General features: G+C 60.9%; 19 protein-coding genes and 4 pseudogenes. 17 read left to right on the forward strand and 6 right to left on the reverse strand.

Features of this window, described 5'->3' with window-relative positions; genetic code table 11:
* Window positions 1-466 precede the first annotated feature (466 nt).
* The 13 genes and pseudogenes from C444_RS23275 to C444_RS23145 all read left to right on the forward strand — a co-directional run.
* A complete protein-coding gene (locus C444_RS23275; RefSeq protein WP_004594243.1) occupies window positions 467-739 on the forward strand; it encodes a DUF7521 family protein in 273 nt (90 codons plus the stop codon).
* 422 nt (window positions 740-1,161) lie between these two features.
* Window positions 1,162-4,353, forward strand: coding sequence for a molybdopterin-dependent oxidoreductase (locus tag C444_RS16890; RefSeq protein WP_004594245.1), 3,192 nt, complete (start codon window positions 1,162-1,164; stop codon window positions 4,351-4,353).
* Window positions 4,353-5,534 carry a 4Fe-4S dicluster domain-containing protein gene (locus C444_RS16895; RefSeq protein WP_004594247.1) on the forward strand — a complete coding sequence of 394 codons (1,182 nt, stop codon included), beginning with the start codon at window positions 4,353-4,355 and terminating at the stop codon, window positions 5,532-5,534. Before C444_RS16890 ends, C444_RS16895 begins: the two co-directional genes overlap by 1 nt.
* 10 nt (window positions 5,535-5,544) lie before the next feature.
* Window positions 5,545-6,264 (forward strand): TorD/DmsD family molecular chaperone, encoded by a 720-nt coding sequence (locus tag C444_RS16900; protein ID WP_004594249.1) that lies wholly within the window; start codon window positions 5,545-5,547, stop codon window positions 6,262-6,264.
* Window positions 6,257-7,282 carry an ethylbenzene dehydrogenase-related protein gene (locus C444_RS16905; RefSeq protein ID WP_004594252.1) on the forward strand — a complete coding sequence of 342 codons (1,026 nt, stop codon included), beginning with the start codon at window positions 6,257-6,259 and terminating at the stop codon, window positions 7,280-7,282. The genes C444_RS16900 and C444_RS16905 overlap by 8 nt, the downstream gene beginning before the upstream one ends.
* A complete protein-coding gene (locus tag C444_RS16910; RefSeq protein ID WP_004594254.1) occupies window positions 7,282-8,196 on the forward strand; it encodes a HEAT repeat domain-containing protein in 915 nt (304 codons plus the stop codon). Before C444_RS16905 ends, C444_RS16910 begins: the two co-directional genes overlap by 1 nt.
* Before the next feature lie 2 nt (window positions 8,197-8,198).
* The gene (locus tag C444_RS16915; protein ID WP_004594255.1) at window positions 8,199-8,810 is read left to right on the forward strand and encodes a hypothetical protein; all 612 of its coding nucleotides are present in this window, start codon (window positions 8,199-8,201) and stop codon (window positions 8,808-8,810) included.
* Window position 8,811: 1 nt separating this feature from the next.
* A complete protein-coding gene (locus C444_RS16920; protein WP_004594257.1) occupies window positions 8,812-10,059 on the forward strand; it encodes a P-loop NTPase in 1,248 nt (415 codons plus the stop codon).
* A 196-nt stretch (window positions 10,060-10,255) separates the two neighbouring features.
* The gene (locus tag C444_RS16925) at window positions 10,256-11,176 is read left to right on the forward strand and encodes a helix-turn-helix domain-containing protein (protein WP_004594259.1); all 921 of its coding nucleotides are present in this window, start codon (window positions 10,256-10,258) and stop codon (window positions 11,174-11,176) included.
* Window positions 11,173-11,985 carry a DUF6036 family nucleotidyltransferase gene (locus C444_RS16930; protein ID WP_004594261.1) on the forward strand — a complete coding sequence of 271 codons (813 nt, stop codon included), beginning with the start codon at window positions 11,173-11,175 and terminating at the stop codon, window positions 11,983-11,985. Before C444_RS16925 ends, C444_RS16930 begins: the two co-directional genes overlap by 4 nt.
* A gap of 198 nt (window positions 11,986-12,183) precedes the next feature.
* Window positions 12,184-12,426: pseudogene (locus tag C444_RS16935) on the forward strand (hypothetical protein); the annotation flags it as partial.
* 119 nt (window positions 12,427-12,545) lie between these two features.
* Window positions 12,546-12,920 (forward strand): annotated as a pseudogene (locus tag C444_RS23140) (PD-(D/E)XK nuclease family protein); the annotation flags it as partial.
* Between the two features lie 66 nt (window positions 12,921-12,986).
* Window positions 12,987-13,180 (forward strand): annotated as a pseudogene (locus C444_RS23145) (hypothetical protein); the annotation flags it as partial.
* Between the two features lie 795 nt (window positions 13,181-13,975).
* Here the strand turns inward: C444_RS23145 and C444_RS16945 are convergent.
* From C444_RS16945 to C444_RS16965, 5 genes and pseudogenes are all read right to left on the reverse strand, one after another.
* Window positions 13,976-14,458: pseudogene (locus tag C444_RS16945) on the reverse strand (PhnE/PtxC family ABC transporter permease); the annotation flags it as partial.
* Entirely contained in the window at window positions 14,433-15,566 is a 1,134-nt protein-coding gene (locus C444_RS16950; RefSeq protein ID WP_004594268.1) for an ABC transporter ATP-binding protein, read from the reverse strand. The pseudogene C444_RS16945 and the gene C444_RS16950, both read right to left, overlap by 26 nt.
* A 10-nt stretch (window positions 15,567-15,576) precedes the next feature.
* Window positions 15,577-16,479, reverse strand: coding sequence for a carbohydrate ABC transporter permease (locus tag C444_RS16955; RefSeq protein WP_004594269.1), 903 nt, complete (start codon window positions 16,477-16,479; stop codon window positions 15,577-15,579).
* 1 nt (window position 16,480) lies between these two features.
* Window positions 16,481-17,365, reverse strand: coding sequence for a carbohydrate ABC transporter permease (locus C444_RS16960; protein WP_004594270.1), 885 nt, complete (start codon window positions 17,363-17,365; stop codon window positions 16,481-16,483).
* Window positions 17,365-18,561 carry an ABC transporter substrate-binding protein gene (locus tag C444_RS16965; RefSeq protein WP_004594271.1) on the reverse strand — a complete coding sequence of 399 codons (1,197 nt, stop codon included), beginning with the start codon at window positions 18,559-18,561 and terminating at the stop codon, window positions 17,365-17,367. Before C444_RS16965 ends, C444_RS16960 begins: the two co-directional genes overlap by 1 nt.
* 453 nt (window positions 18,562-19,014) lie before the next feature.
* On the opposite strand from C444_RS16965, the gene C444_RS16970 reads away from it, so the two are divergent.
* A complete protein-coding gene (locus C444_RS16970) occupies window positions 19,015-20,133 on the forward strand; it encodes an oxidoreductase (protein WP_004594272.1) in 1,119 nt (372 codons plus the stop codon).
* A 137-nt stretch (window positions 20,134-20,270) separates the two neighbouring features.
* On the opposite strand, the gene C444_RS22050 is transcribed toward C444_RS16970, so the two are convergent.
* Entirely contained in the window at window positions 20,271-20,438 is a 168-nt protein-coding gene (locus C444_RS22050; RefSeq protein ID WP_161607610.1) for a hypothetical protein, read from the reverse strand.
* 117 nt (window positions 20,439-20,555) lie between these two features.
* On the opposite strand from C444_RS22050, the gene C444_RS16975 reads away from it, so the two are divergent.
* The 3 genes from C444_RS16975 to C444_RS16985 all read left to right on the forward strand — a co-directional run bounded on the left by C444_RS16975 (window position 20,556) and on the right by C444_RS16985 (window position 24,154).
* Window positions 20,556-21,725 carry a thiolase C-terminal domain-containing protein gene (locus tag C444_RS16975; protein WP_004594273.1) on the forward strand — a complete coding sequence of 390 codons (1,170 nt, stop codon included), beginning with the start codon at window positions 20,556-20,558 and terminating at the stop codon, window positions 21,723-21,725.
* Window positions 21,722-22,153, forward strand: coding sequence for a Zn-ribbon domain-containing OB-fold protein (locus C444_RS16980; RefSeq protein WP_004594274.1), 432 nt, complete (start codon window positions 21,722-21,724; stop codon window positions 22,151-22,153). The genes C444_RS16975 and C444_RS16980 overlap by 4 nt, the downstream gene beginning before the upstream one ends.
* An 813-nt stretch (window positions 22,154-22,966) precedes the next feature.
* On the forward strand, window positions 22,967-24,154 hold the full coding sequence (locus C444_RS16985; protein WP_004594275.1) for an orc1/cdc6 family replication initiation protein: 1,188 nt from the start codon (window positions 22,967-22,969) through the stop codon (window positions 24,152-24,154).
* Window positions 24,155-24,420: the final 266 nt, after the last annotated feature.

Below are 24,420 nucleotides of genomic sequence, written 5' to 3' on the forward strand. Positions count from 1 at the left end.
TTGTCCGACTCGGTGTTAGACCATCACTGGTACTTCGTCGCATGATGAGGGACAGCGGAAGCGGCACAGGAGTTTCAGTAGCGCCTCACTGGACTGGTGTGCGGCAACGATACTGTCAGCACCCGACGGAGAAAGTTTCATACGGCAAGCGCTGAACGAGGCGGTGTCTCGGGACCTCGACAACGGACCATCCGATACCCCTCTGTCATCATCTCCGGCGGGTCGATAGGGGTCCCCTCCTGGGACGTGGTCTACCGCCAGTTGCGAGCGGGGCATTGAATGTGGCCTCGAATTATAAATCACAGATAACCGGCCATTTAGTACTGTATCAGAATATGTTCGCTTCTCTGAATAGTGTGACTCGCTCTAATACGGCCTCTACTCCCACATAACTGGAAATACTGTTATCAAATATTGGGAATACTCTAAATAATATAGTACAGCGTCAGCGAGAATTCGAACCAGAATGCAACTGAACATCCTCGCCCTAACCACAATCAAGACAGTGATTCTGTTTTGTGGGACCATACTGACATGGCTCACGTACAAAGCCTACCGCCGAAAGAAATCATCTCACTTGCGGGCCCTTTGTCTGGGAATCGGTTTTATTACGACTGGCACTCTGCTCGCCGGAAGTGCTCATCAGCTCTTCTCTCTGCCAGTCGTCGAAAGCGCGATCATCCAGAGTAGCTTCACTGCCGTCGGATTCGTGATGCTCATGTACTCACTGCACTCTTGACGGCTTGGCTCCAGCACAGCGAGGCCCAATTGGACCCAGTAGTTGACCGCTTAGAGAGAGGAAATAGTCCGGTAGGCGTCCAAGTAAGCCTCACCAGGCCAGCCTACTGAGACTGTGAACTCCGCTCTTTGAGATCAAGCAAGCGCCCACACGAGGGGCAATTCTCGTCAACGATCGTTACCTGTGTATCGCAGTCCGGACAGTACTCCCGATAACAGGCTGGGTCACCCATAGGCAACCGTTTGTTGGATACTAACAAAACGATTTGGTTGACAGTCAGATTCAGTTCAAACAATAGGCCCGTTTTCGCCGAATATCTTCGTGCCCTGTCTCACCAATTGAGAACCTGTGGTATTGTTCATTTAGCAAAGGCCGTGGGTCCCACGTATGCAGATACGCGCTGTCCAACGGAGTGATGCCAAGTGAAACTGTCACGGCGCGACTTCCTGACCGCGGCGGGTGCGGGGACGGTCGGCGCGCTCGCCGAAGGAGCATGGGGTGCAACACAGTCCACGGAACCGATAACGAGCGTGGACAACCCGCTCAAGTCCTATCCGAACCGGGACTGGGAGCAGGTGTACCACGACATCTACGCCTACGACGAGGTGGACTGGACGGTGTGTCACCCCAACTGCACCCAGTCGTGTGCACTGAACTTCTACATGAAAAACGGGGTCCCGATACGGGCCGAGCAGGTGTACCACAACGAGGAGCCCTCGGTCGGCCCGTCGGGCTACGAGGACGCCGGCGTCAGTCAGCACTGGAACCCCCGCGGATGCATGAAGGGGTTGTCCCTACACCGCCGGACGTTCGAACCGTCCCGCATCAAGTACCCGATGGTTCGAAAGGGGTGGGACCCCGAGGACCCCAATCCAGAAGGACGGGGCGAGGACGAGTTCGAGCGCGTCTCCTGGGAGGAGGCTATCGACCTCATCGCGGAGAAGATGGCGAACTTAGAGGACAACAAGCGGTTCCACATCTTCAACGCCATCAAAGCCGACGGACTGTTCACCCGCCACGGTTCGGGTCGGCGACTCGCGTCTGTTTTCGGCGGCTGTGAGTGGACCGAGTACGACTGGTACGCCGACCTCCCGCCGGGCCACGTCATCACGACCGGCTACCAGACCTCCGACTCCGACGCCGTCGCCTGGCGGAAGGCCGACTACACCATCATCCAAGGGAAGAACCTTATTCACAACAAACTCGCGGACAACCACTTCCTGCAGGAGACCCGCGAGCGCGGCGGGAAGATGGTCGGCGTCTACCCCGACTACTCGCCGACGGTCCAGAAGTGCGACCGGTGGCTGCCGGTCCGCCCCGGGAGCGACCCGGCGTTCGCCCTGGGCATGGCGCACGTCATCATGGACGAGGAGCTGTACGATGCCGAGTTCATGCGGAAGTTCACGAGCCTCCCGCTGTTGATCCGGGAGGATACCGGCAAATACCTGCGCGCACACGAAGTGTTCGAGGACCACGAGGGGCCCCCAGAGGACCTCGATGAGCAGCACGAGCACAACGACTGGGGCGATTTCGTCGTGCTGGGCGAGAACGGCGAGCCGGTCCCAATGACACGCGAGGAGGTCGGCGAGGAGATGCCGACCACCCCGCAGTTAGACGTCGCCAGCGACGTGGCACTAACCGATGGCTCGACCGTCTCCGTCAGGAGCGACTTCGCCCGCCAGCGGGACAACATCATCGAGAACTACGACCCGGAGACGGTCGAGGAAATCACCACGATTCCGGCGGACAAACTCGCCCAGACGGCGCGGGAGTTCGCCGACGCCGAGAAGGGCCAGTGGTTCACCGGCGAGGGGATCAACCACTGGTTCCACTCCAACGACGCGCTCCAGCGGGCGGTGTTCCTCGTTCAGGCGATGCTCGGGAACATCGGCGACGCCGGTCAGGGGTACTACAACTACTCCGGCCAGTACAAGATCGAGCTGCTGGACGGGTACCCCCACTACGTCAACCCCGACGGCAACGCCGCCCACGGGATGTATCCCGGCTACGCTTTCGCCTTCTTCGGCGGCGAGAAACTCGACCCGCACGATATCCGGGGCGATTTCGACCGCGAGATGGACCTCGTGCCACAGGGCGACGCCGAGGAGCCGGTGATGCCGAAAAACGCGGGGTCGTACACCATGTCCAAGCCGTCGATCCTGTGGACGATGAACTGCAACCTCCTGAACCAGACGAAACACCAGGAGCACGTCATCGAGAACTTCGTCAAACACCCCGACACGGAGAACGACCTGTTCATCGTCTCGGATATGCACATGACCTACTCCGCCCGGCACGCCGACATCGTGCTCCCGGTGCCGTCCTGGCTAGAGTGTGAGTACCCCGACATCACCATCGGTCCGGAGAACCCCTTCGTCCAGATGGACCACGGCGTGATGGACCCCATGTACGACACCAAGCAGGACGGGGAAGCCGTCGCGATGGTGGCCGAGAAACTGGACGAGAAGATCCCGCCGGCGGAGCGTAACGTCGACTCCTATCGGGCGTACTTCGAGGAGTTCCTGGATGAAGACGGCGACGTGACCAACTACATCCAGGATACCTTCGACCGCGGGATGACGACCCAAAGCATCGATGTCGAGGACCTGGAGGACGGGCCGGAACGCCTGGACCTGAAAACCTATCCGCGGATCCCGTTCTACTCGCAGGTCCACGAAGACCGGCCGTTCTACACGAAGACCGGCCGGATGGAGTTCCACAAGGAGGAGGACCGCTTCATCGAACTCGGTCGGGACGACATCGACCACGTCGAGAGCGTCGAGGGAACCCCCTACGGCGTGAACAAGAAGTGGGACGAGGCCAAGGACGAGGAGAACCCGCTGTACCACGACGAGGGCAACCAGTTCTACTACAACACGCCACACCCGAAGTACCGAACCCACTCCTCGTGGGGGATGACAGACTGGAACCTCATCTGGGCCTCGCGTGACTTCGGCAGCGTCAGCGGCGATCCAGAAGGAACTGACCGCCTCGTCGACGACTTCTCGTTCCCCACCGGCGCCGGCGAGTCCGAAGACGTCGCGCCGCTCGGTGAGGCGTTCGTCGAGATGCACCCGAGCGACGCCGAGAACATCGACGTGGAGAACGGCGACTACGTCCGCATCACGGGCAAGCGCGGCGACCTCGTCGTCAGGGCGATGGTCAGCGAGCGCCAGCGCCCGCGGTCGGCCGGCGACATGGGACAGCTGACGCTGTGGCACGGCTGGTGGCCCCAGCACTTCCCCGACGACGAGGCCGACGAGGACAGCGTCAAGGGGTACAACACGATCACCAACATCTGGCTCGACCCGCTGCAGGAGACCGACGACCTCGTCCACAAGGCGGTGTTCGGCGACCCGAACGTCTCCGACATCGTCGACGAGGACATCGCCTGGCACGGCGCGGAACTGGAGCACGGCTACGAGGAGACGGTGTGGGCCCCGACGGGGACCAACCGGGACGACCTCGTGGACGTCGAGAAGTACGAGGAAGCGGACTGGTGGCCCGGCGACGCCCGCCGGGACGACCTCGTCGAGGACTACATCGGCGGGTCACTGCAGCCAAGCGGCAGCGGGAGTAGTACCGGCACGAAGACCCCAGGAGGCGATGACTGATGGCACAAACGTACAATCCACAACTCGGCCGCGAGCATAGCTACCCATACGAACACCGCGAAGAGGAGCGCGACTACCACTGGGGCATGGTCATCAACACGAACCGGTGTATCAACTGCAACACCTGCTCCTTTGCCTGTAAGTCCACCTGGACCAGCGGCGAGGGCGAGGAGTACATGTGGTGGATGAACGTCGAGACCGAGCCCTACGGCGGCTACCCGATGGGCTGGGACATGCGGCTGCTCGACGACCTGGAGGCCGACCAGACTATCTTCGACGCCGCCGAGAACGGCGAGCAGGTCCGCGGCTACATCGCCGAGAAGCAGGCCTGGGAGTACCCCGCGCTGGGCGACGACCAGGTCCACGGGGAGTACCCCGAGGGCGAGGTCGTCGAGTCAGACCTGGAGAACGACGAGTACCACGACATCTGGCAGTTCTACCTCCCGCGGCTCTGTAACCACTGCAAGAACCCGGCCTGTCTGGCGGCCTGCCCGCGCAAGGCCATCTACAAGCGCGAGGAGGACGGCATCGTCCTGCTGGACCAGGAGCGCTGTCGCGGCTACCGCCGCTGCGTGAAGGCCTGTCCGTACCACAAGCCGATGTACAACCCCGAAACGGGCGTCACCGAGAAGCCGGTCGGCTGCTACCCCCGCATCGAGGAGGGGAACGTTCCCCGGTGTGTCTCCTCCTGCATCGGGAAGACGCGGCTCCACGGTAACATCAACCGCGGGCCTGACGCCGGACCAGCGGGGGGCAAATCCTCCGCCGCGTCGGGGCGCTCGCCCATCAACTATCTCGTCCACTCCGACGAGAAGGTGGCCCTGCCGCTGTACCCGCAGTTCGGGACCCAGCCGCAGGTGTTCTACATGCCGCCGTACCACGTCCCGCCGGAGTTCCTGACCCAGATGTTCACGCCCAACACCGAGGTCAAGGAAAACGAGTGGCCGGGCGACACCTACGAGGAGTCGGTCCGCATCGTCCAGGAGCGGGCTCGCAACCCCAGCCACGAAGTGCTGGGCATCCTCCAACTGTTCGGCGCGACGACGCGGCTCATCGAGACCTACAACGTCAAGGAAAACCGCGTGAAGGGATGGGACCGCAACGGCGAGAAGGTCGTCGACGTGCCCATCGAGGAGCCCATGGAGGTCCGCGAGGGCGAACAGTGGACCAACCAGCCCTGAGGTGCGCACAATGAAGAACACGCCACAACACCACACGCGACGTGCCGCGCTGTACGGGTTCGCCGCGACGGTCTTCCAGTACCCGGACGAGACCGTCATCGCCGATCTGCAGGACCAAGAGGTACAGGACGCCGTCCGGCAGGCCGGCGCTGCGCTCGAACTCGAAACTGAGGTCAACACGCTGCTGGACGCGCTGGACGGGGTTGACCGCGACTCGCTCGAACCGGCGTACAACCGACTGTTCGGCCTCCCGGGCGACGGGGGGACCTATCCGGTCGTCCCCTACGAGGCCCACTACACGACCGGCGATGAGGTCAACGAGAGCCAGCGCCGCATCGCCACGGTCGTGGGCCTGCTGGAGGAGTTCGGGCTCGAAATCAGCGACGAGTTCGACGAGCGCCACGACCACGTCACCGTTGAACTGGAGCTGCTACAGGTGCTGGCCGCACAGCGGGCGGTCGCCCTCGACGGCGACGACGACGAGACGGCCGTCCGGCTCGCACGAGCGGGCGCGACGGTGCTGGACGAGCATCTCGGCAATTTTGTCCCTGCGTTCGCTCACCGAGTCCGGAAGACCGTCGACGGCGACGGCAGTTCCGACCGAGAGGGGCCCGAAGCGAGCACCGTCTACGCCGCCGCCGCGGACCTGGCGGCGGCCCTGGTCGAGTTCGACGAGGCGAGCCATCCCGACCCGGTCTCGCCCGGAACGGGGGTGAGAGCCGATGGTTGAACTCGACTACGAGGCGGCCCGGCGGGCGACAACGGCGACGGCGCTCGTTATGGCGCTGCTCGTCGCCGGCCAGATGGCCGTGGCGGCGGCCGTCACCGGCGGCCAGCAGCCTTTGGTCGCGACTGACGAAGTCCCACAGACCGCCGACAGCGACCGCTGGTCGGATGCCCCATCGCGGACCGTCTCGCTGTCGAAACAGCAGATGGCCGTCCCCTACGGCGGCGGGAGCATCGACGAGATAGAGGTGCAGGCGCTGACCAACGAGACCCACGTCGCCTTCCGTCTGACCTGGACGGACCCGACGAAAGACACGAACATCCGGTCGCCGAAGAACTACAGCGACGCGGCGGCCGTGATGCTCCACAGCGGCGAGAAACCGCCGATCACGATGGGTGCCGGCGGCGACCCGGTCAACATCTGGTACTGGCGCTCGCAGTGGCAGTACGGGAATGACAAGAACGCGGAGTGGAGCAACGACATGTACGCCTACCCGAACCCGGACGAGGAGACCAAACCGGGGCTCGCGGCCGGGAACCCGCTGTCACAGAGCCAGTACGAGAACTACGGCCAGAACTACTACGCGGCCGGCTACGGGTCGCTGAGCAACGCACCACAACAGAACGTAGACGCACAGGCCACTCGGAACGGTGACGAGTGGTCCGTCGTCTTCGTCCGGGAGCATACCGGCGAAGGCCAGCACGACGCGACGTTCTCACAGAACGAGACGATGTATCTCGCCTTCGCTGTCTGGAACGGCAGCGCCGACGAGGTCAACGGCAAGAAGTCACTGACGATGCAGTACAGCACGCTCGACACGGAGTCCGGCGAACTCACCGCACCCGAGAGCGGGGGAAGCGGAGACAGTTCGAGTACAGGTTCAGGTAGCGCCGCCGGCGGGGGAGACTCCAGCGGTGACGGCGGTTCGGGCGGCAGCAGCAATCCGCTGTACACGTCGCTCGGGACGCTCATAGCGGCAACGGTCGCCGGCTGGACGGTCCTCTACTGGAGGCTGGCCTGATGAGCTACGAGAACTGGAGCGCACGCGGTCGGACGCCGGGCGAGTCTGAGGCGGAGGTCCGCGACGCACTCGACGCCTCACGGGTCCGAACCCGGCAGGACGCCGCAATTGCGCTGGTCGATGCGGCGGAGTCCGGCCTCGACAGGGAGACCATCGACGCGCTGGGCGAGTGCGCACTGGACGACGACGACCCCGAGGTGCGGCAGTTCGCTATAGAAGCGCTTGGGGTCGCCGGGGCCGCGCCGGCCGTCGTCCGGCAGGCCCTCGACGACCCGGAGCCGTGGGTCCGAGCCGAAGCCGTCGTCGCCCTCTCGCGGGTCGGCGGCGACGCTAACCAGTTGGAGGGGGCGCTTGACGACGACAGCGGCTGGGTCCGACGGAACGCCGTCATCGCGATGGGCAAGCGCGGCGACGCAGACCAGTCGCTGCTGGTCGACTGCATCAAGACCGACCCCCATCCAGCGGTCCGTGAGTACGCAGCCCAGTTCCTCGGCGGCGTCGCCGAGGACGTGTCGGAGGCCGAGCGAATCCTGGCCGCGATGTTGGCCCGGGAGCCGAACGCCTTCGCCCGGGCGAAAGCCGCCGAGAGCCTCGGCGAACTCGCGACCGACCGGGCCGAGCAGGCGCTCGAAGCCCACGGCGTGACCGACCAGAGCGAGGACGTTGCCCGCGCGGCCAAGCAGGCGCTCGCGGGTGCCCGCGGGACTGATCCCGAGGAGCTAGATGTCGAAATCGGGCCGCCGTCTGCTCCCGGTAGCGGGCCGGACACACCTGCAGAGCAGTCCGTCGACGGGTACGATCCTGCCGGCTCCTTTGGCTCGGCCCGATCCGGGAGCGGGTCGCCGGCCCCCGGCGGCGCGCCCGGGTTCGAGCCCCGACGCGATCTGAACACCGACCCGGAGGACAGGACCTGACGATGCCATACGAACTCGACTCGGCCGGAACGACAGCGGAACAGGGCGAAGACAAGTCAGAAAGCGACGATGGCGGCGGTCTCGAGTCATCGCTGGGCATGACGATTCCAGACGACCACGTCGGCGCGTTCGTCGCCGAAGCGCTGGAAGACCCTGAACGAGCGACGACTTGGGATGACGTCGTCGACACGATGGTCGCGCCAGCCGCACGGGACGCCTGGGCGGAGCTGAGCCCGGTCGAGCAGGCCACGGAAGTGCTCTCGAAGGCAGCCGAGTTCGACCAGCGGGCCATCGAACACTTCGAGGCCGTCCCGCTGGACGGGGACCGCAGCGAGGCAGAGACGGACATCGACGAGGGCCTGCGGTGTCGACGCAACGCCGACACGTTCCGGGACGGCGTCGCCGCCGCCTACGGCGACGGGCGGCTCGACGACGAGGGCCTCGTCGACGCACTGGAGGCCGCGGAGTTCGACACCGAGGTTATCGCCGAGCGCGAGGACCTAATAGAGCGTATCGACAGCGTGTTCGAAATCGACTACCGTCCCTACGGCGGGACGCTGATGGATGATGACGACGGCCCCGAGCCGGATACCGAACACGGGGAGACGTGGTAATATGTCCGGGAAAGAAAACGAACCCTCGGAAGACGCGATCAGGGACGAACTTCGAACTGTGGCCGCCCCCGACGGCGACGAGAACGTGGTCGCCGCGGGGTTGGTGTCGTCCGTGACCGTCACCGATGGGACCGTCACCGTCGACCCGACACTGTCCGGTATGGAGCCCGCCACAGCAGACACGCTCGCCGACCGGATGCGGACAGCGGTGCTAGAGTGTGGCGGTGTCGAGGAGGTCCGCGTAGAAACGGACGTTGCGGAGCCGGACCACGGTACCGTCGTGCCCGGCGTGGACCGCATCGTCGCCGTCGCCAGCGCGAAAGGCGGCGTCGGCAAGACCACCGTGGCGACCCAGTTGGCGCGTGGACTGGCCGCCTCCGGCGAGCGGGTCGGCCTGTTCGATGCCGACGTGTACGGCCCAAATACGCCGGAGCTACTCGACATCGAGGGACCGCTCGGCTCGACCGACGACGGCCGTGCCGAGCCGGTCGAGGTCGACAGCCTGCAAGTCGTCAGCGTCGGCTTGATCGCCAACGACGAACCGATGGCCTGGCGCGGTGCGATGGCCCACGAAGCAGTCGAGGGACTGCTGACCGACGCCGCCTGGGACGTCGACACTCTGGTGCTTGACCTGCCGCCGGGGACCGGCGACATCGTGCTGACGACGCTGCAGTCGTTCCCCGTCGACGGCGCGGTGTTCGTGACGACGCCGTTCCCGACTGCCGCCGGCGATACGGAGCGCTCGACAGCACTGTTCCGCGAGGAGGGCGTCCCGGTACTCGGGGCCGTTGTCAACATGGCCGGGTTCACCTGTCCCACCTGTGGCGACGACCACGCGCCGTTCGGCAGCGACCCCGACCTCAGTGCGGACGTACTCGCGGAGCTCCCTATCGACAAATCGCTTCGCTCGACCGAGGGTGAGGTACCCGCGGCCTTCCGGGACCTCGGCGACGATGTACGCGAAGCCCTTGCGGACCGGACAACGGTGACGGTTCCCGAGACTGCGCTCGACCTCCGTGGCGTCCCCGACCGGGCGCGTATCGAACAGGTTCGCGCGGAGTTCGGCGCGCTCGCTCCCGGTGAGTCGCTCCATCTCGTAACTGACACCCGTCCGGGCGACGTCAGCGGAGCTCTCGAAGATCTGGCCTCGGCACCGCCACGGGTGGCCGTTGAACAGAAGGGGTCTAGCGTGTGGGCGCTACAGATATCCAAGACCGCCTCTGACCCAGCCGAAGACGTGACCTGCTAACCGACGGTTGAACGCCCGGGTTACCAGACGTTCCCGGTTCGCTTTTCCCTATCAGCTAAGTGGTGTGGCCGGTTCGAGATGAGAGATGACTCTCCGCACCGACGAGAGGGGGTGCTTCTCTACCGGCGCTCGACTGACGCGTCGGTGTTGCAAAACACCGAAGTTATTTATATTTATTTCGCAAATATGCAACACAGTGTACACTGAGGCAGAGCTTCGGGCGCTGGAAGCCCTGCAAGGAGAGTCGACAGTTTCGGGACTCGCCGAGGAACTGGACCGGAGTCGCAGTTACGTGTCCGAACTCGTTACCCGGATGGAATCGAAGGGGTTGGTTCACACCAGCCGTGAGGGAAAGCAGAAACGGATTAATCGATCAGACGCCCGAGCCATCGAACTGTTCGACAGTTTCGTCCAACAGTACACCCATATCCCGTTTCCCGAATTGCTCGGCGGTGCAACGCTACGTATTCTGTACTACCTACAGTCACCGGCAAGTGCCACCCAACTCGCGGAGCAAGTCGGCGTTCATCGGAGCACGGTACACCGGTCGTTGTCCCCGCTGGAGAACCGCGGGATGATATACAAGTCAGATGGGAAGTACACGCTCAACGATGACTTCAAGGAGCTATCTACCGTGGCCCGTGAGTTTGCGCACTTGCGGCACAGACACCGCATCGAAGACCACACAGAGTCGTTCACAATCCTCTGGGAATCGCTGGACGACTGTCTCGTCCAGACCCGCGCCGAGATCAAGGCGGATGCGTTCCTCCTAACGGGGCCGGAATTGTTCCAAGCGTACGATCTCCCGTTGATGGCTCGTCAGCGTCGGTACTACCTGTATTCGGAGACAGTTGAAGAGGTATCGCCGGCGGAGCTGTGTTGTCATATGCTCGTGGTCGATGACGGAACGCGCTCGCAGTCCTACTGCCTCCTCTTGCTCAGCGAGGCGGCAATCGACCGCGACGAGGTGCTCCAAGCCGCACAAAAGTACGAGGTCGACGAACAGGTGTCGAACCTCCTCGAATACCTCGATACCGAGGGAGAGAGCCGGTCGGGACGCCTCCCGCGGTGGGAGGAGTTCCGTGACCTCGCCGACGAGTACGGGGTGGCAGTATGAGGCGGCGGTTCGACAGCGAGTACATCGAGTCTGAACTGCGACGGGTCGGCAGGCAACTCGAAACTGAACTGACTGTCTATCTGATCGGCGGCGGTGCGATGGCGTTCCGCGGTCTCAAGAACACCACCAAGGACATCGACCTCATCGTTAGCTCCGGCGACGAGCTTCGAGTGCTACAGGCAGCCTTGCTGGCAAACGGGTATGATATCGTCAAAGAGCCCGGAGAGGAGTACGACGACCTCGGAGCGCAGCGGATCCTCGAGAACGACGACGGGTGTCGTATCGACATTTTCAACCAACAGGTGATCGACAAGCTCGTCCTTTCGGAGGGGATGCGCCGGCGGAGCGAAGCCTATCTCGACGCCGGGAGGCTGTCGGTCGCGCTGGTCAGTTCCGAGGACATCTTCCTGTTCAAGTCGGTCGCCGGGCGCACGGACGACATCGAGGACATGTTTTCGCTCGTGCAGACCGAACTCGATTTCGACGTTATCGAGGACGAGCTTGAGCTGCAAAGCGACTTGCTGGGACAGGAGCTATTCGTCACCCATGCGAACGAGGCATTACTGAAACTGGAAGAGCAGCACAACATCTCGACGCCGTTGGCCGAGCGAATCTCCGAAATCACCGAACGCGTGTACCGAGAACTCGAAGTGTTGCAGGCCTTCGACGAGTCGATCTCCCGGGCAGAGTTGAAAGCCGCGGTCGACCTTTCTCCCGAGGACGTAGACGAGGCTCTCGAACATCTCGTAGCGAAGGATGTCATCGCGGTCGAAGACGACGAGATAGGCCGGAAGTCGACCACCCTCTAACAGGGCCATCACCCTCGACGAGTGCGGCGCTGAACGAGTGGGCGTTTAGCAGCCCTCTGGTGTTCTGATGGCTCCAAAAGAGTGGCATGTATCTGAGACACCATCTCGGCATCAGGTCTATAGTCAGAAACGAAGGAACGCTTCCACCGTAGAAACGATCCCTCTGCAGGAAGACGGATTTCGTGAGGACGACCGCTGATCGGACTCAAACTCCTTCCGTTCGTCGACACGCCGGGGATCACCTACAACTATCGCGTGGCGTTCGAGGACGGCACCGGCGGCGTGATATGCGAGGAAACCCTCCCCGTCTTCGTCGATGCTGCGCAAGAGGACGCCCAGCAGGCGCTTGGTGAACGTGTCGTCGAGGGCGACTCGGTGGCAGCAAAGCCCGACGTCGAGAGCAGATCATCTCCCTTGCGCCAGAGGTTGAGAACTACTGCTTGACTCTTCCACTCTGAATTGAGTTGGTACTGTAGCCAGAGTAGCCGAGATATCTATCGGCTAACGAGATTGTCTCGGCAAAAGTGAAGTGGGCCGAAACTCTTGGTGAGTAGTATTCGATGAACGATACGCTTCTAACTGGTCCCCAACATTCAGGTTTGGAACAAGCTGCTTTTGAACGGGCGGACCAGATGGTTGCTGACCTTCTTGGCTCCGTCCTGTATATAACACGGAATGGCGCTCGTAGAAGTGAAGTTGCGGACAATTGGGCCACGACACACGACCCGCTCTGTCTTCGCACCGAGACGCTCGATGCAGTCGTTCGTGAGTGATACGAGTCCCTCCACGATCCGGTCCAACCCCCCACCGGGCAGCTGAACCGCCGGTTGACAGAGTACACGCTCGACAGAACGACAGCCGAGACGACAGGGACTCTCGCCGGCGAACCCACCTCAGCCGCCCTCGCGGATTCGTTCAGTAGTCGCTTCTCGCTGACGAACTCCTCTGTCGAGCAAGCCGAGAGGGGCAGGCGCGTGGACATCTCGGAAGCCTCGACTGCCGGATTGGCCGAACACTATCGACCCCAGATGCTCGCCTACGCGTAGCGCTCCTCCAGCACGACCGGAACCGCAGTATCTGTGCGTCTCTTCGGTTCACTGATGCCGGTGTGGAAGAGCGATTCGACTGGGACTCAACCGAATACTCCCAGATAGAATCCGAGCTCAATTCCATGATTGAATTGGTTTCTGAATGAGACTAACCAAGAAGAGAAGTGCCGCTCCCGACACAGCCAGGCGAGGTGGTCATTTTGGAGAGAGCGCCGAAATTTCCTCCAAAGGAGTGTCGTAATTACGACGCGTCGCTGACAGTCGACTGGATATACCCCTTCCGAGAGCGTGTTCGTGGCCGTGCAGCAATCACGGAACCGGCAGACTGCAAGTAGATATCACAACTGTTTTTGTTACCAACTGTTTACCGTTAGGTGGGTTCTGGTCCTCGCTCCATTTCCCCCTTGAATCCGATTCAGATCATCGATTGGCCCGAGTCCAGAACCTGTCGTCGTGGATGACGACTACGAATGGTGCGTTGCACGCCACTCCCCCCGGCTGCCCACCATTCTTTTCCTGACCTGAAGTGAGACGACCCTCGTGACACGTCTCCGGAAGTTCGTCCGCCGTCACTGCCGTGTCTCTCCAGTAGCGGGGCGGCTACAGGTCGTTTCGAGTATGGCGTGGCTCTTGTGTAAGACATCGTAGTTTCACGTATACACATTAGTGCGAGAATCACGATTAGACAGTATATCCTTTTCGCCATCCGAGTCGCACTAACGGCCCCGCTACCTTCCTTGCAGAATGATGTACCTCACGACACTGTATCCGTCGATAGGATGTCTCACAATACGGAGAAGGGGGAAACCAGGTTGGCAGACACTGGCGTTGGCCCCACTGGCTATATACACCCCATACACATAAGGTTTTTGACAGTTATCATACAATATTATGTATCCAAATAAACGGATAATAATAGGCGATACGGGCTGGCTGCTCGCCTACATTACTTTCTTGCGCAGATAGGCAGAGATGGCTTCACTGATGAGCACAAGGCCCAGAATAGAGATGAGTATCGTCAGGACTGCTTCCCAGTTGAAGTAATTAATCTCTGTTTGTAGCGGGACACCGATCCCACCTGCACCGACGAACCCGATGATCGTCGACGCTCTGACGTTGATATCCCATCGAAGCGTCGCGACGCTGATGAACGCCGGCTTGATCTGTGGAACGATGCTGTAGATGAGTACATCAACAGGTGATGCCCCAGCTGCCGTGATCGCTTCGACAGACCCGCGGTCGATCTCCTCGATGGCTTCCGCAATTAGCTTTGCAGTGAACCCGATCGACCTGATCGAAATCGCCAGCACGCCATCGAGAGCCCCAGGGCCGAAGATAACCACAAAGATCAGCGCCCAGATGATGACGTTAACTGAACGGGTGAACGAGATGATGAACTTACCCAGCAGGTACGCCAGAACGTTCAGACGATTCCGCCGCCGCTGCGTGATAGATGGCTTCGCCCGTCTGTGGATCGAACAGGTGGAGCCGCTCGGTCTCAACTGTCAGCGCAACTCGGTCGCCCGGCTCGACAGCCGTTCGGGGTTCGGCATGTAGTTTGAACTCCTGATCGCCGGTCCGACACTCCAGTAAGAGGCTATCACCGAGCGGTTCGGTGACGGTTACCTCAGCGGCGAAGGAACTTCGGTCGGCCGAATCAGCTACCGAAAGGCTCTCCGGCCGAACGCCTAACAGCGCCTTCGCTCCGGCGGCTGTTTCCAAGCCGTCGCCCTCGGGTAACGGGATGCGAAACGTCGGCCCAACGGCCTCGTATTCAGTCCCATCACGGGAGATATCTACGGAGAGCATGTTCATCGCGGGGTCGCCGATGAACTCCGCGACGAACCGAGTCTCGGGGTAGTCGTACAGTCGCTGTGGACTGTCGACCTGCTGGATGCGGCCGTCGTTCATCACGACCACCCGGTCACCGAGAGTCAGCGCCTCTGTCTGGTCGTGTGTCACGTAGATTGTCGTAGTGCCGAATTCGCTGTGGAGTTTCGCCAGTTCGGCCCGCATCTTGATCCGGAGTTTGGCATCGAGGTTCGACAGCGGTTCGTCCATGAGGAACACCTCCGGGTCCCGGACTAATGCGCGGCCGAGGGCGACTCGCTGTCGTTCACCGCCGGATAGCTCGCCGGGCTTTCGGTCGAGCAGGTCGTCGATGTCGAGCACCGCTGTGGCTTCCTCCACCTGGCGGTCGATTTCCTCGTCACTGAAGTCGCCGGCTGACTTCATGCCGAACGTGATGTTCCGGCGCGCGGTCATGTGGGGGTACAGCGCGTAGTTCTGGAACACCATGGCGACATCGCGGTCTTTCGGTTCAACGCCGGTGACGTCCTGATTGCCCATCTGAATCGTGCCGTCAGTGGCCTGCTCCAGCCCAGCGATCAGCCGAAGCGTGGTGCTTTTGCCACACCCACTGGGTCCGACGACAGTCACGAACGCCCCGTCCGGGATCTGGAGGTCGATGTTTTTCACGGCGACGACACCATCGAATTCCTTTCGTACGTTCTGTAAGGTTACATCAGTCATTGGTATCCACTCATTTTTGTTGGATCGTAAACGTCTCCAGCAGCTGTCGTCGGAACAGCATTAGCAGCGCCAGCGGTGGCAACAGAGTCAGTATCGACCCTGTCATCACCATTGACCAAGCCACCTCGCCGGTGCTGGCCTGTCCTCGAAGCAGATTCAGCCCGACCTGTGCGACCTGCAGGTTCTCGGCGTTGATGATCACCAACGGCCAGAGGTACTGGTTCCACGTGTAGACGAACATGATCACCGACACGCCCACGAGAACGGCACGAGACATCGGGACCAGAACAGACCACAGAAAGCGCAACGGACCGACACCGTCGACCTTCGCCGTCTCGACGAGCGAGGCCGGAATCGATAAGAAGTGCTGGCGCAAGATAAACACGGTCGTCGCGCTGGCCAGATACGGCACCGTGATCGCGAAGAAGGTGTTTCCCATGCCAAGCTCCGTCGTCAATCGATACAGCGGAACGAACCTGACCGGGACCGGGAGTAAGAGGGTAAAGAGGATAAACAGGAATACGGCGTTCTTGTACGGGAACCTGTAGTAGACGATCACCAGCGCGGCCAGCAGCGACACAATCAGCTTTCCGACGACGACGGCGACAGACATCACGAATGAGTTCAGCATGAATCGCCAGAATTCGAGGCCAATGAGGGCACGCCGGTAGTTCGACAGCGCGTGGCCGCCGGGTACCAGATCGCCGATTGAGGTAACGATCCCGGCCCGCTTCGTTGAGACGAGCGCCGCGATCAACACTGGTAGTACGATCAGGAACACGACGGTCGCTGCGAGCACGTGCAGCGTGAGCTGCTCCGTCTCGAATCGCCGGATGCGTTCACTGGTAGTTCGTCCCGCGGCCTGGGAACGCTCAACAGCGGCAGTCAATGCGGTAAGGAGTGAGCCGAGCATGTTATCCTCCGTAGTAGGCGTATCTGTCGCTCAGCCGGAACTGACCGTACATCAACAGCCCGACGGCGATGAACAGCACAACGGACTTCGCTGAGGCGAATCCGAACTCGTAGAACTGGAAGGCGGTCCGGTAGAGGTCATAGATGAGGATGTTCGTCGCACCAGCTGGTCCACCTTTCGTCATGAGATCGACCATCGCGAACGTCCCGAAAAAGCCGTAGATCGTGTTCATGATGACTAGAAACACGAGCGTCGGTGAGATGATCGGAACGTACACGCGGAGCAGTCGTTGCGTTCGGGAGACGCCGTCGAGTTCGGCGGTCTCAGTCAACGAATCGGGGATGTTTCCGAGTGCGGCTGTCATGAAGATGACGTTGTACCCGATCTGCTTCCACACTGCGGCGATCAGCACGACCACGAACGCCTGTGGACCGTTACTGAACCAGTTGACATCGACGCCAAGGGCCTCGATGTAACTCGTGAAGATTCCGATGTTCGGGTGTGCGATGAACAGGAACACCAGCCCAGCGACGGCCGGGGGCAGTGCGTACGGCCAGATAACTGCTACCAGATACAACCCCTTTCCGACCTCGATCTCGTGGATAAGGAAGGAGACACACAGAGCAACGGCCATCACGCCGACGACGACACACGTAGCGAACAGTACCGATATCAAGACGCTCCGGAGATACTCCCCGGAGCCGGCTAACCGCCTGTAGTTCTCTAACCCGACGAACACGTCACTTCGGGCGAGCGAGGCCCGGTAAAAACTGAGTCCAACTGCACGGACCGTCGGGTAATAGAGGAACAACAGCGACACAAGCATCGTCGGTAACAGCAACACACCGGCCTGCAGGCGGTCTGTATAGACTTCTCGCGTGGACATTAGCTGTAGTATCGGTTAAGCTCTTCTTCGACGGCAGATTTCAGTTCGGAGAGTCCCTCGTCGACACTAACCTCGCCGCTGAACAACTCGACCGACATGTCCTGAATCGTTGTCTGGACCTGGCGAGCCGGGCCGATGAGCATCCGTTTCGTCGCCGGTGTGTTCTCGGCCTGCATCAACTGGTCGAACGCGGTTCGGTACATCGGGTTCTCCGCAAACCAGCCGTCGTTTTCGAGTTGCTCGACAGCAGTCTGTCGGATCGGGTAGTAGCCAGTCCCCTTGTGCCAGGTGATCTGTGACTCCGGTCGACCCATGAATTCGAGGAAGCTGCCGATGTCGTCCTGCCGCTCCTGTGGCAGTCCGGAGGGGACGAACCACGAGGCCCCGCCGATAACCGGCCCGGTTCGGTCGCCGTCAATCGTCGGATAGAAGGCGTTGTCGACCTCGAACCCGTTCTCCTCCGCGCCGGAGCGGATACCAGTGACCGATGCTGTCGAGGTCAGCAACATAGCGGCTTTTCCGGTAAGGAATGTGGACGTTGCTTCCCCCCAGGCCTCGATTCCAGGGTTGCTGAACAGGCCGTTGTCGGCCATTTCGTGCCACCACTCATACAGGGACCGGGCCGTATCGGTGTCCGTTCGCATCGTCGTCGGCTGGCCAGCGTGGCCGTTATCGGCGTCGAGTAGCGTCTGTCCGTCGACGGAGTAGAAGTGCTCGACAAACCAGACGTGGTTCGGCCAGGTGAGCCCGGCGTCGGTAACTCCTTCGTCGACAAGCGTCTGTGAGTAGCTACGCACTTCCTCCAGTGTCGTCGGCGGGCTGTCCGGGTCGAGCCCGGCTTCCTCGAACGCCGACCGGTTGTAATAGAGGATGGCGTTGGAGTTGTTGAACGGCATCGATGTGAGCGTGTCATCGATGGTGAAAAACGAGGTCACGTTCGGCAGGAAGTCATCGACCGGGTAGTCGTCGGAGAGCAAGTTCTCGACGGGCTCGACTGCATCCGTATCGAGGACTTGCTGGGCGAACAGGCTGTCAATCTGGAAGACGTCGGGGACCTCGCCGGAGTCTAGTGCACTCAGTGTGTTCGTCAGCACACCCTCGTAGGAGTCCTGAAAAACGAGGTTCGCGTTGATATCCGTCTCGGACTGGAACTGGTCGACCAACCCCTGCAGCGTCTCACCGTTGGTACCACCCATAGCATGCCAAATGGTGAGGCTGTTTTGGTCGACCGGCTGGACACTGGCACCGCTGCTACTGCTACACCCAGCCAGACCCACGGTTCCAACCGTGAGTGCAGTCCCCGATGCTTTCAGAACCGACCGCCGCGATACATGGTCGTACCCGCCACCACTGTGAACCATATCCGGTGCCAGCAATGCATGAAAGATGAATGATTATAATTGCTCTCTATACTGTCCAATATGTATACAAAGGTATTGTGATAGAACAGTAGGCGCTGTCAGTTGCGATAGCGGCTCGTGAATGGCTGTCGGCCATGAGATGCACTGCGGGAGTTTCCGCACGGTCACGCCATATCGGAGGGGAACGAATTGCAGCCGCTCCGCCGGCAGACGATATTTGATAACGGCTGGCACTATTCGGCATATGCTGAACCACCCGTTAATTGTGTTATCCGCTTATCCGTCGACGTGACACTGTTCGACGAAACGACGCTCAATGAGTTGTCGCTAGACAATCGAGTTGGCCTCGCACCGATGACGCGTGTGAGCGCCACCGACGACGGCCGTGCGACGGCGGAGATGGCACAGTACTATCAGCGGTTCGCCGAAGGTGGGTTCTCGTTTCTCATTACTGAGGGGACGTATCCCGACGACACATACAGCCAGGGGTACCTGAACCAACCAGGTCTGGCAACCGACGCACAGACAGCGGCCTGGCAACGGGTTACGGAGACAGTCCACGACGCTGGCGTCCCAATTCTCGCCCAGCTGATGCACGCCGGTGCACAGAGTCAGGGGAATCCACATGTCGACGGGGAACAGACGATTGCCCCGTCAGCGGTGCAACCGGACGGGCAAAAGGCCGAAGCCTACGGCGGGAGCGGTGACTTCCCCACGCCGAAAGCAGCCACGGTCGATGACCTCGCCGACATCCGTGATTCATTCGTCAAGTCGGCGCAGAACGCCATCGAAGCGGGATTCGATGGTGTCGAGATACACGGTGCGAACGGGTATCTGATTCACGAATTCCTCTCGTCTGAGTTCAATCAGCGTGATGACGAGTACGGTGGGGAGCCTGCGAACCGGGTGCGCTATCCGCGTGAGGTCGTCGCTGCGGTCGACGAGGCGACACCCGACGGTTTCGTCGTTGGCATCCGTGTCTCACAGTCGACCGCCCTTGACGAGGACCACCGGTGGGCGGAAGGTGAGGACGCCGCAGCGGTGTTCTTTGAGGAATTATCGACGGCCGGGGCCGACTACATCCACGTCACCGAACCTGATGCGACCACGCCAGCGTTTGGCGATGACGGGCCGACCCTAGCCGAGGCCGCAGCCGAATACGCCACGGATGAGACGGTCATCATCGACAACGGCGGGCTTGGTACGCCTGATGCGGCACGCGAGAAGGTCGATGCCGGTGCCGATTTAGTAACGCTGGCGACGAGCGCACTCGCTAATCCGGACTGGCCTGAAAAGGTCTCAGAGGGCGAGGAACTGACCGCGTTCGACCCTGCTGAGTTCCTCGCTCCGTCCGCTGCACTCTCCGAGCATGAGGTGCAGAAAGAGGGTGCCTCGGCAGACGATTGAGCGGATTGCTGTAACTGTGTACCGATACGGCCGCATGGTGTGGTGCGGTCGATACCGAACTGAGTCTCAGTAGTTACGTTGAGACAGTCTTCTCTCACTTTCAGGGAGATGGATTTCTCAGTACAGGAGTGTAGCTGTTAGGGCCACGTATCTGAAAGCAGCGCCGTCAAGAAAACAGCTGTTCCCAGAGCACCGAACACCAGCCCAATAGTCGGATACGGAAAGACTCCTTCGAAGAGTACGACCAGAAACAGACCGACGAGCGTCAACTGCACGCCAAGAAGCTCCGCCTCTATCTTCTCCATATCGCTTCGCCTCTACCAGCCGATAAAAAAATGATTGTGTGGTTCGACAGATGAACAGTTCAGAAATAGTAAAAATGAGAACAGCTAACTAGGAACGTTGCGACGTGGGAGGTACAGATGCCAGAGCCAGTCATCGCGTCGGTCGGGGCTTCACCGCTCGGCCGCACAGACCTCCCGGGCCGGGACCTGTTCTCGGTCGCCCTCGGAGAGGCGTTTGACGAATTGCCCGACCCCGCCGACATCGTCGAGGCGGTGTACGTCGGCAATCAGTCGGAGAGCTACGAACATCAGATCATGTACGGGACGCTGCTGGCCGAATGGGCCGGTCTCCGTCACGTCCCCGCCGAGCGGGTCGAAGGGTGTGCCGCCGCGGGCGCGCTCGCATTGCGCCATGCAGTCAAGGACGTTCGCAACGGCGAACACGAGGCAGTACTCGCGTGCGGCGTCGAGAAGATGACGTCCGCGGGCACCAGCGGCGCGACTGATGCGCTCTCGGCGGCATTCGACCGAGCCATCGAGCAACGTTCCGGCATCACCGCACCCAGCCAATACGCACTGCTCGCCCAGCGGTACCTCCACGAGACCGACGCCACGGAGCGTGACCTCGCCAAGATCGCAGTGAAGAACCACGGCAACGCGGCTCGCAATCCCCGGGCGCAGTTCCCGAAAGAGATCGACGTGGCGACCGTGCTGGAATCGGACCCCGTCGCCCCGCCGCTGAAGCTCTACGACTGTGCGCCGGTCGGGGACGGTGCCGCCGCCGTACTCGTGACGACCGCCGAGCTGGCGGCAGATCTCGACCAGCCGCAGGTGCACGTCGCGGGCAGCGGGGCCTCCGCGAACAACATCGCGGTCGCCGAGCGGGACATGACCGACATCGCGGGCGCTCGCATTGCCGCCGAGACGGCCTACGAGGAAGCGGGCATCGACGTCGCGGCCGTCGACATCGCGGAGGTCCACGACGCATTCACCGTCTGCGAGGCGCTGCTCGCGGAGGCCGCCGGCTTCGCGCCCGCAGGAACGGGCTATCAGAGCTACCAGCCGCCAGCGGAGCGGGCTGACGGCTGGACGGACGTGCAGTTGAGCCCGAGTGGCGGACTGAAGGCCCGCGGTCACCCCATCGGTGCGACCGGACTCTTGCAGGCGCTCGAAGCCTACGAACAACTCACGGGAGCCGCGGGAGACCGGGCAGTCGAGGATGCCGAGACAGCCCTGTTGCTCAACGAAGGGGGCGTCGCGGATGCGGTTACCGTTGGCCACGTGCTCACGACGGCGGAGGCACAATGACTGACGGCGATCTGGATGCGACCGACCCGCGGACACTACCGGGGTTCTTCGATGCGCTCGCCGATGGCGAACTCCTAGGCGGTGTCTGTGCGGACTGTGGACAGGTCCTGTTGCCGCCGCGACCGGCCTGCTACGCCTGTGGTAGCCGCGCCGTCGACGTCGAACCGCAGTCCCCCGAGGGCCAAATCTTCTCGTACACGGAGGTCCACACGCCGCCGCCGGCGTTCGCAGCGGACGCGCCCTACACGGTTGCCGTCGTGGAACTCGCGGACGGTGGCCGCCTGCTTGGGCGAGTCGCCGCCGATTACGCCGATGTCACTATCGGCGACGCAGTCGAACTCACGGTTCGGGAGCCGACGGCCACAGAGCAGGAGATCGCGCTCGACTACGAGCACGACTGGCCGGTCCACGTCTTCGAACCGCGGTGAGGGACGGGCCGACTCTCTGACTGGACTGGGAGTTGTAGATGATCTGGCCCAGCGACTGTAACAGGAATGGGTGCACACCCCCACCCCACTGCTTCCGCTGTTAGGAGATAAATAGACGGCACCACCCCCGTGGGAGGGGGTGCTTTGCTATTTTGTGATAACGGTCTACGGATATCGTTTTCTGCCGATATACTTGAAGTTATTCACTAGCTCTAGAAATGTTGAGGCTGTGATCTGGATAGGTCACCACCAACTTTCAGTGCTAACAGCGGAAGCAGTGGGGTGGGGGTAGAGGTAGGGGGTGAGAGGAAAGGTATCTAATCCACCTTTCCATCTAGACGGCACGATCTGTTTTGGTAGTTCGTGTTATGGTAATTCGCCGCGGAGAGACTGGAATCTCGGGGTGTCCTTAGATACTCGACCTGTTCAGAGCGGAGAAATAGCGAACTCCAACAGTTTATGTCCGCTTTTATCGAACTAACAGCGGAAGTAGTGGGGTGGGTGTGTCGATCCACCACTGAAATCCCGCTACATCTTGCTGTCTAACCACTCACAGTTACTCGATCTTCTCCCTCGAAGAGGGCACTGCTCTGCTACCGTGCTAACAGCGGAAGTAGTGGGGTGGGGGTGTCGGAGGTGCGCTATCTCATTTCTCATCTAACAGCGGAAGCGGTGGGGTGGGGGAGTGGTCAGTCAAGTGTTCCCCTCTCATCTAACAGCGGAAGTGGCGGGGTCGTTCATTTATATACTCAACCGAACAGCGGAAGCAGCGGAACCAAAGGTTAAGACACTCCGTGTTGCAACTACACACAAATGAGCGATATTACGTTTTCGCCCACCTCCACAATATTCGAACAACGCGAGGCACTACTCGAAGAGTGGACCCCTGAGGAGCTCGTCGGACGTGACGAGGAACTCCAGCAGTATCACGCCGCTCTCCAGCCAGTCATCAACAACGAAACCCCGTCGAACATCTTTCTGTACGGGAAAAGCGGCGTCGGGAAGACTGCTGCCACCCGATACCTTCTTTCCGCCCTGGAACGCGATGCAGCAGATGTCGACGGACTGGATCTCAGTACGGTCGAAGTCAACTGCGATGGACTCAATTCGAGCTATCAGGCCGCGGTTGCAATCGTCAACACACTTCGTGACCCGGCGAATCAAATCTCCAACACCGGATATCCACAGGCTTCGGTGTATCAATTCCTCTTCGACGCACTCGATGATTTGGGCGGAACGGTACTCATTGTTCTCGACGAAGTCGATCACATCGAAGACGATTCGTTGCTGTACAAACTTCCCCGTGCCAGATCGAACGGTGACATCTCCGAAGCGAAACTGGGCGTCATCGGCATCTCAAACGATCTCGATTTCCGCAACCAACTGTCCTCGAAAGTCCGGTCGAGTCTCTGTGAAAAGGAAGTGTCTTTTTCGGCGTACAACGCCAACGAGCTTCAACTCGTTCTGAAACAGCGTGAGGCCGTCGCGTTTCAGGACGATGTCCTCGATGACGGCGTCATAGAAATGTGTGCTGCGTACGGCGCGAAAGACTCCGGGGACGCCCGTCAGGCACTGGACCTCCTCCTTGAGGCCGGAGACCTTGCTCGGGAGTACGACGATGAACTCGTAACGGAACATCACGTACGCGAAGCCCGGCAACGGCTTCAAACCGACCAAGTCGTTGAAGGTATCCGTAACTACTCCGATCACGGCCAACTCGTTCTCTATGCGCTTACTGGGCTCGCCGAAGACAATGACACCCCGGCCCGGACACGAGACATTCTGGGCGCGTATCAGGAGTTAGCACGTGATGAGGGTCTGGACCCGGTTTCGGAGCGTTCGGTCCGTGACTATCTCGGTGAGCTCACACAACTCGGAATTGTGTCTTCAGCGGAGTACAACCGAGGGAAAGGCGGTGGCAAGTACAAGGAATTCGAGTTAGAGCAATCCATCAGCTCGATCAAAACAGGGCTGTCAGAACTCCTGAAAAAAAGCCCGTAACCCCACTGGTTCCGCTGTTAGCCACCCCACTGGTTCCGCTGTTAGACGGAGAGCAGAAACAGACTATCGACGCAATTCCGAACCGCGAGCGACAAGCCACTGCGATCCAACGAATGCGGGGTCTGTCCCATCTCGATGACGTGCTCTGACTGTCGGCAACGTTGAACGGACCGTCCTGACGTGTTTTATCGAGCTGCTGCTTACGATGGCGCGAACTCGTTTTCGTCCATCTGTTAACACTCTCTCGACACTAGTGAGCTGTACGT

It is taken from the genome of Haloarcula japonica DSM 6131 (assembly GCF_000336635.1).
Classification (GTDB): Archaea; Halobacteriota; Halobacteria; order Halobacteriales; family Haloarculaceae; genus Haloarcula; species Haloarcula japonica.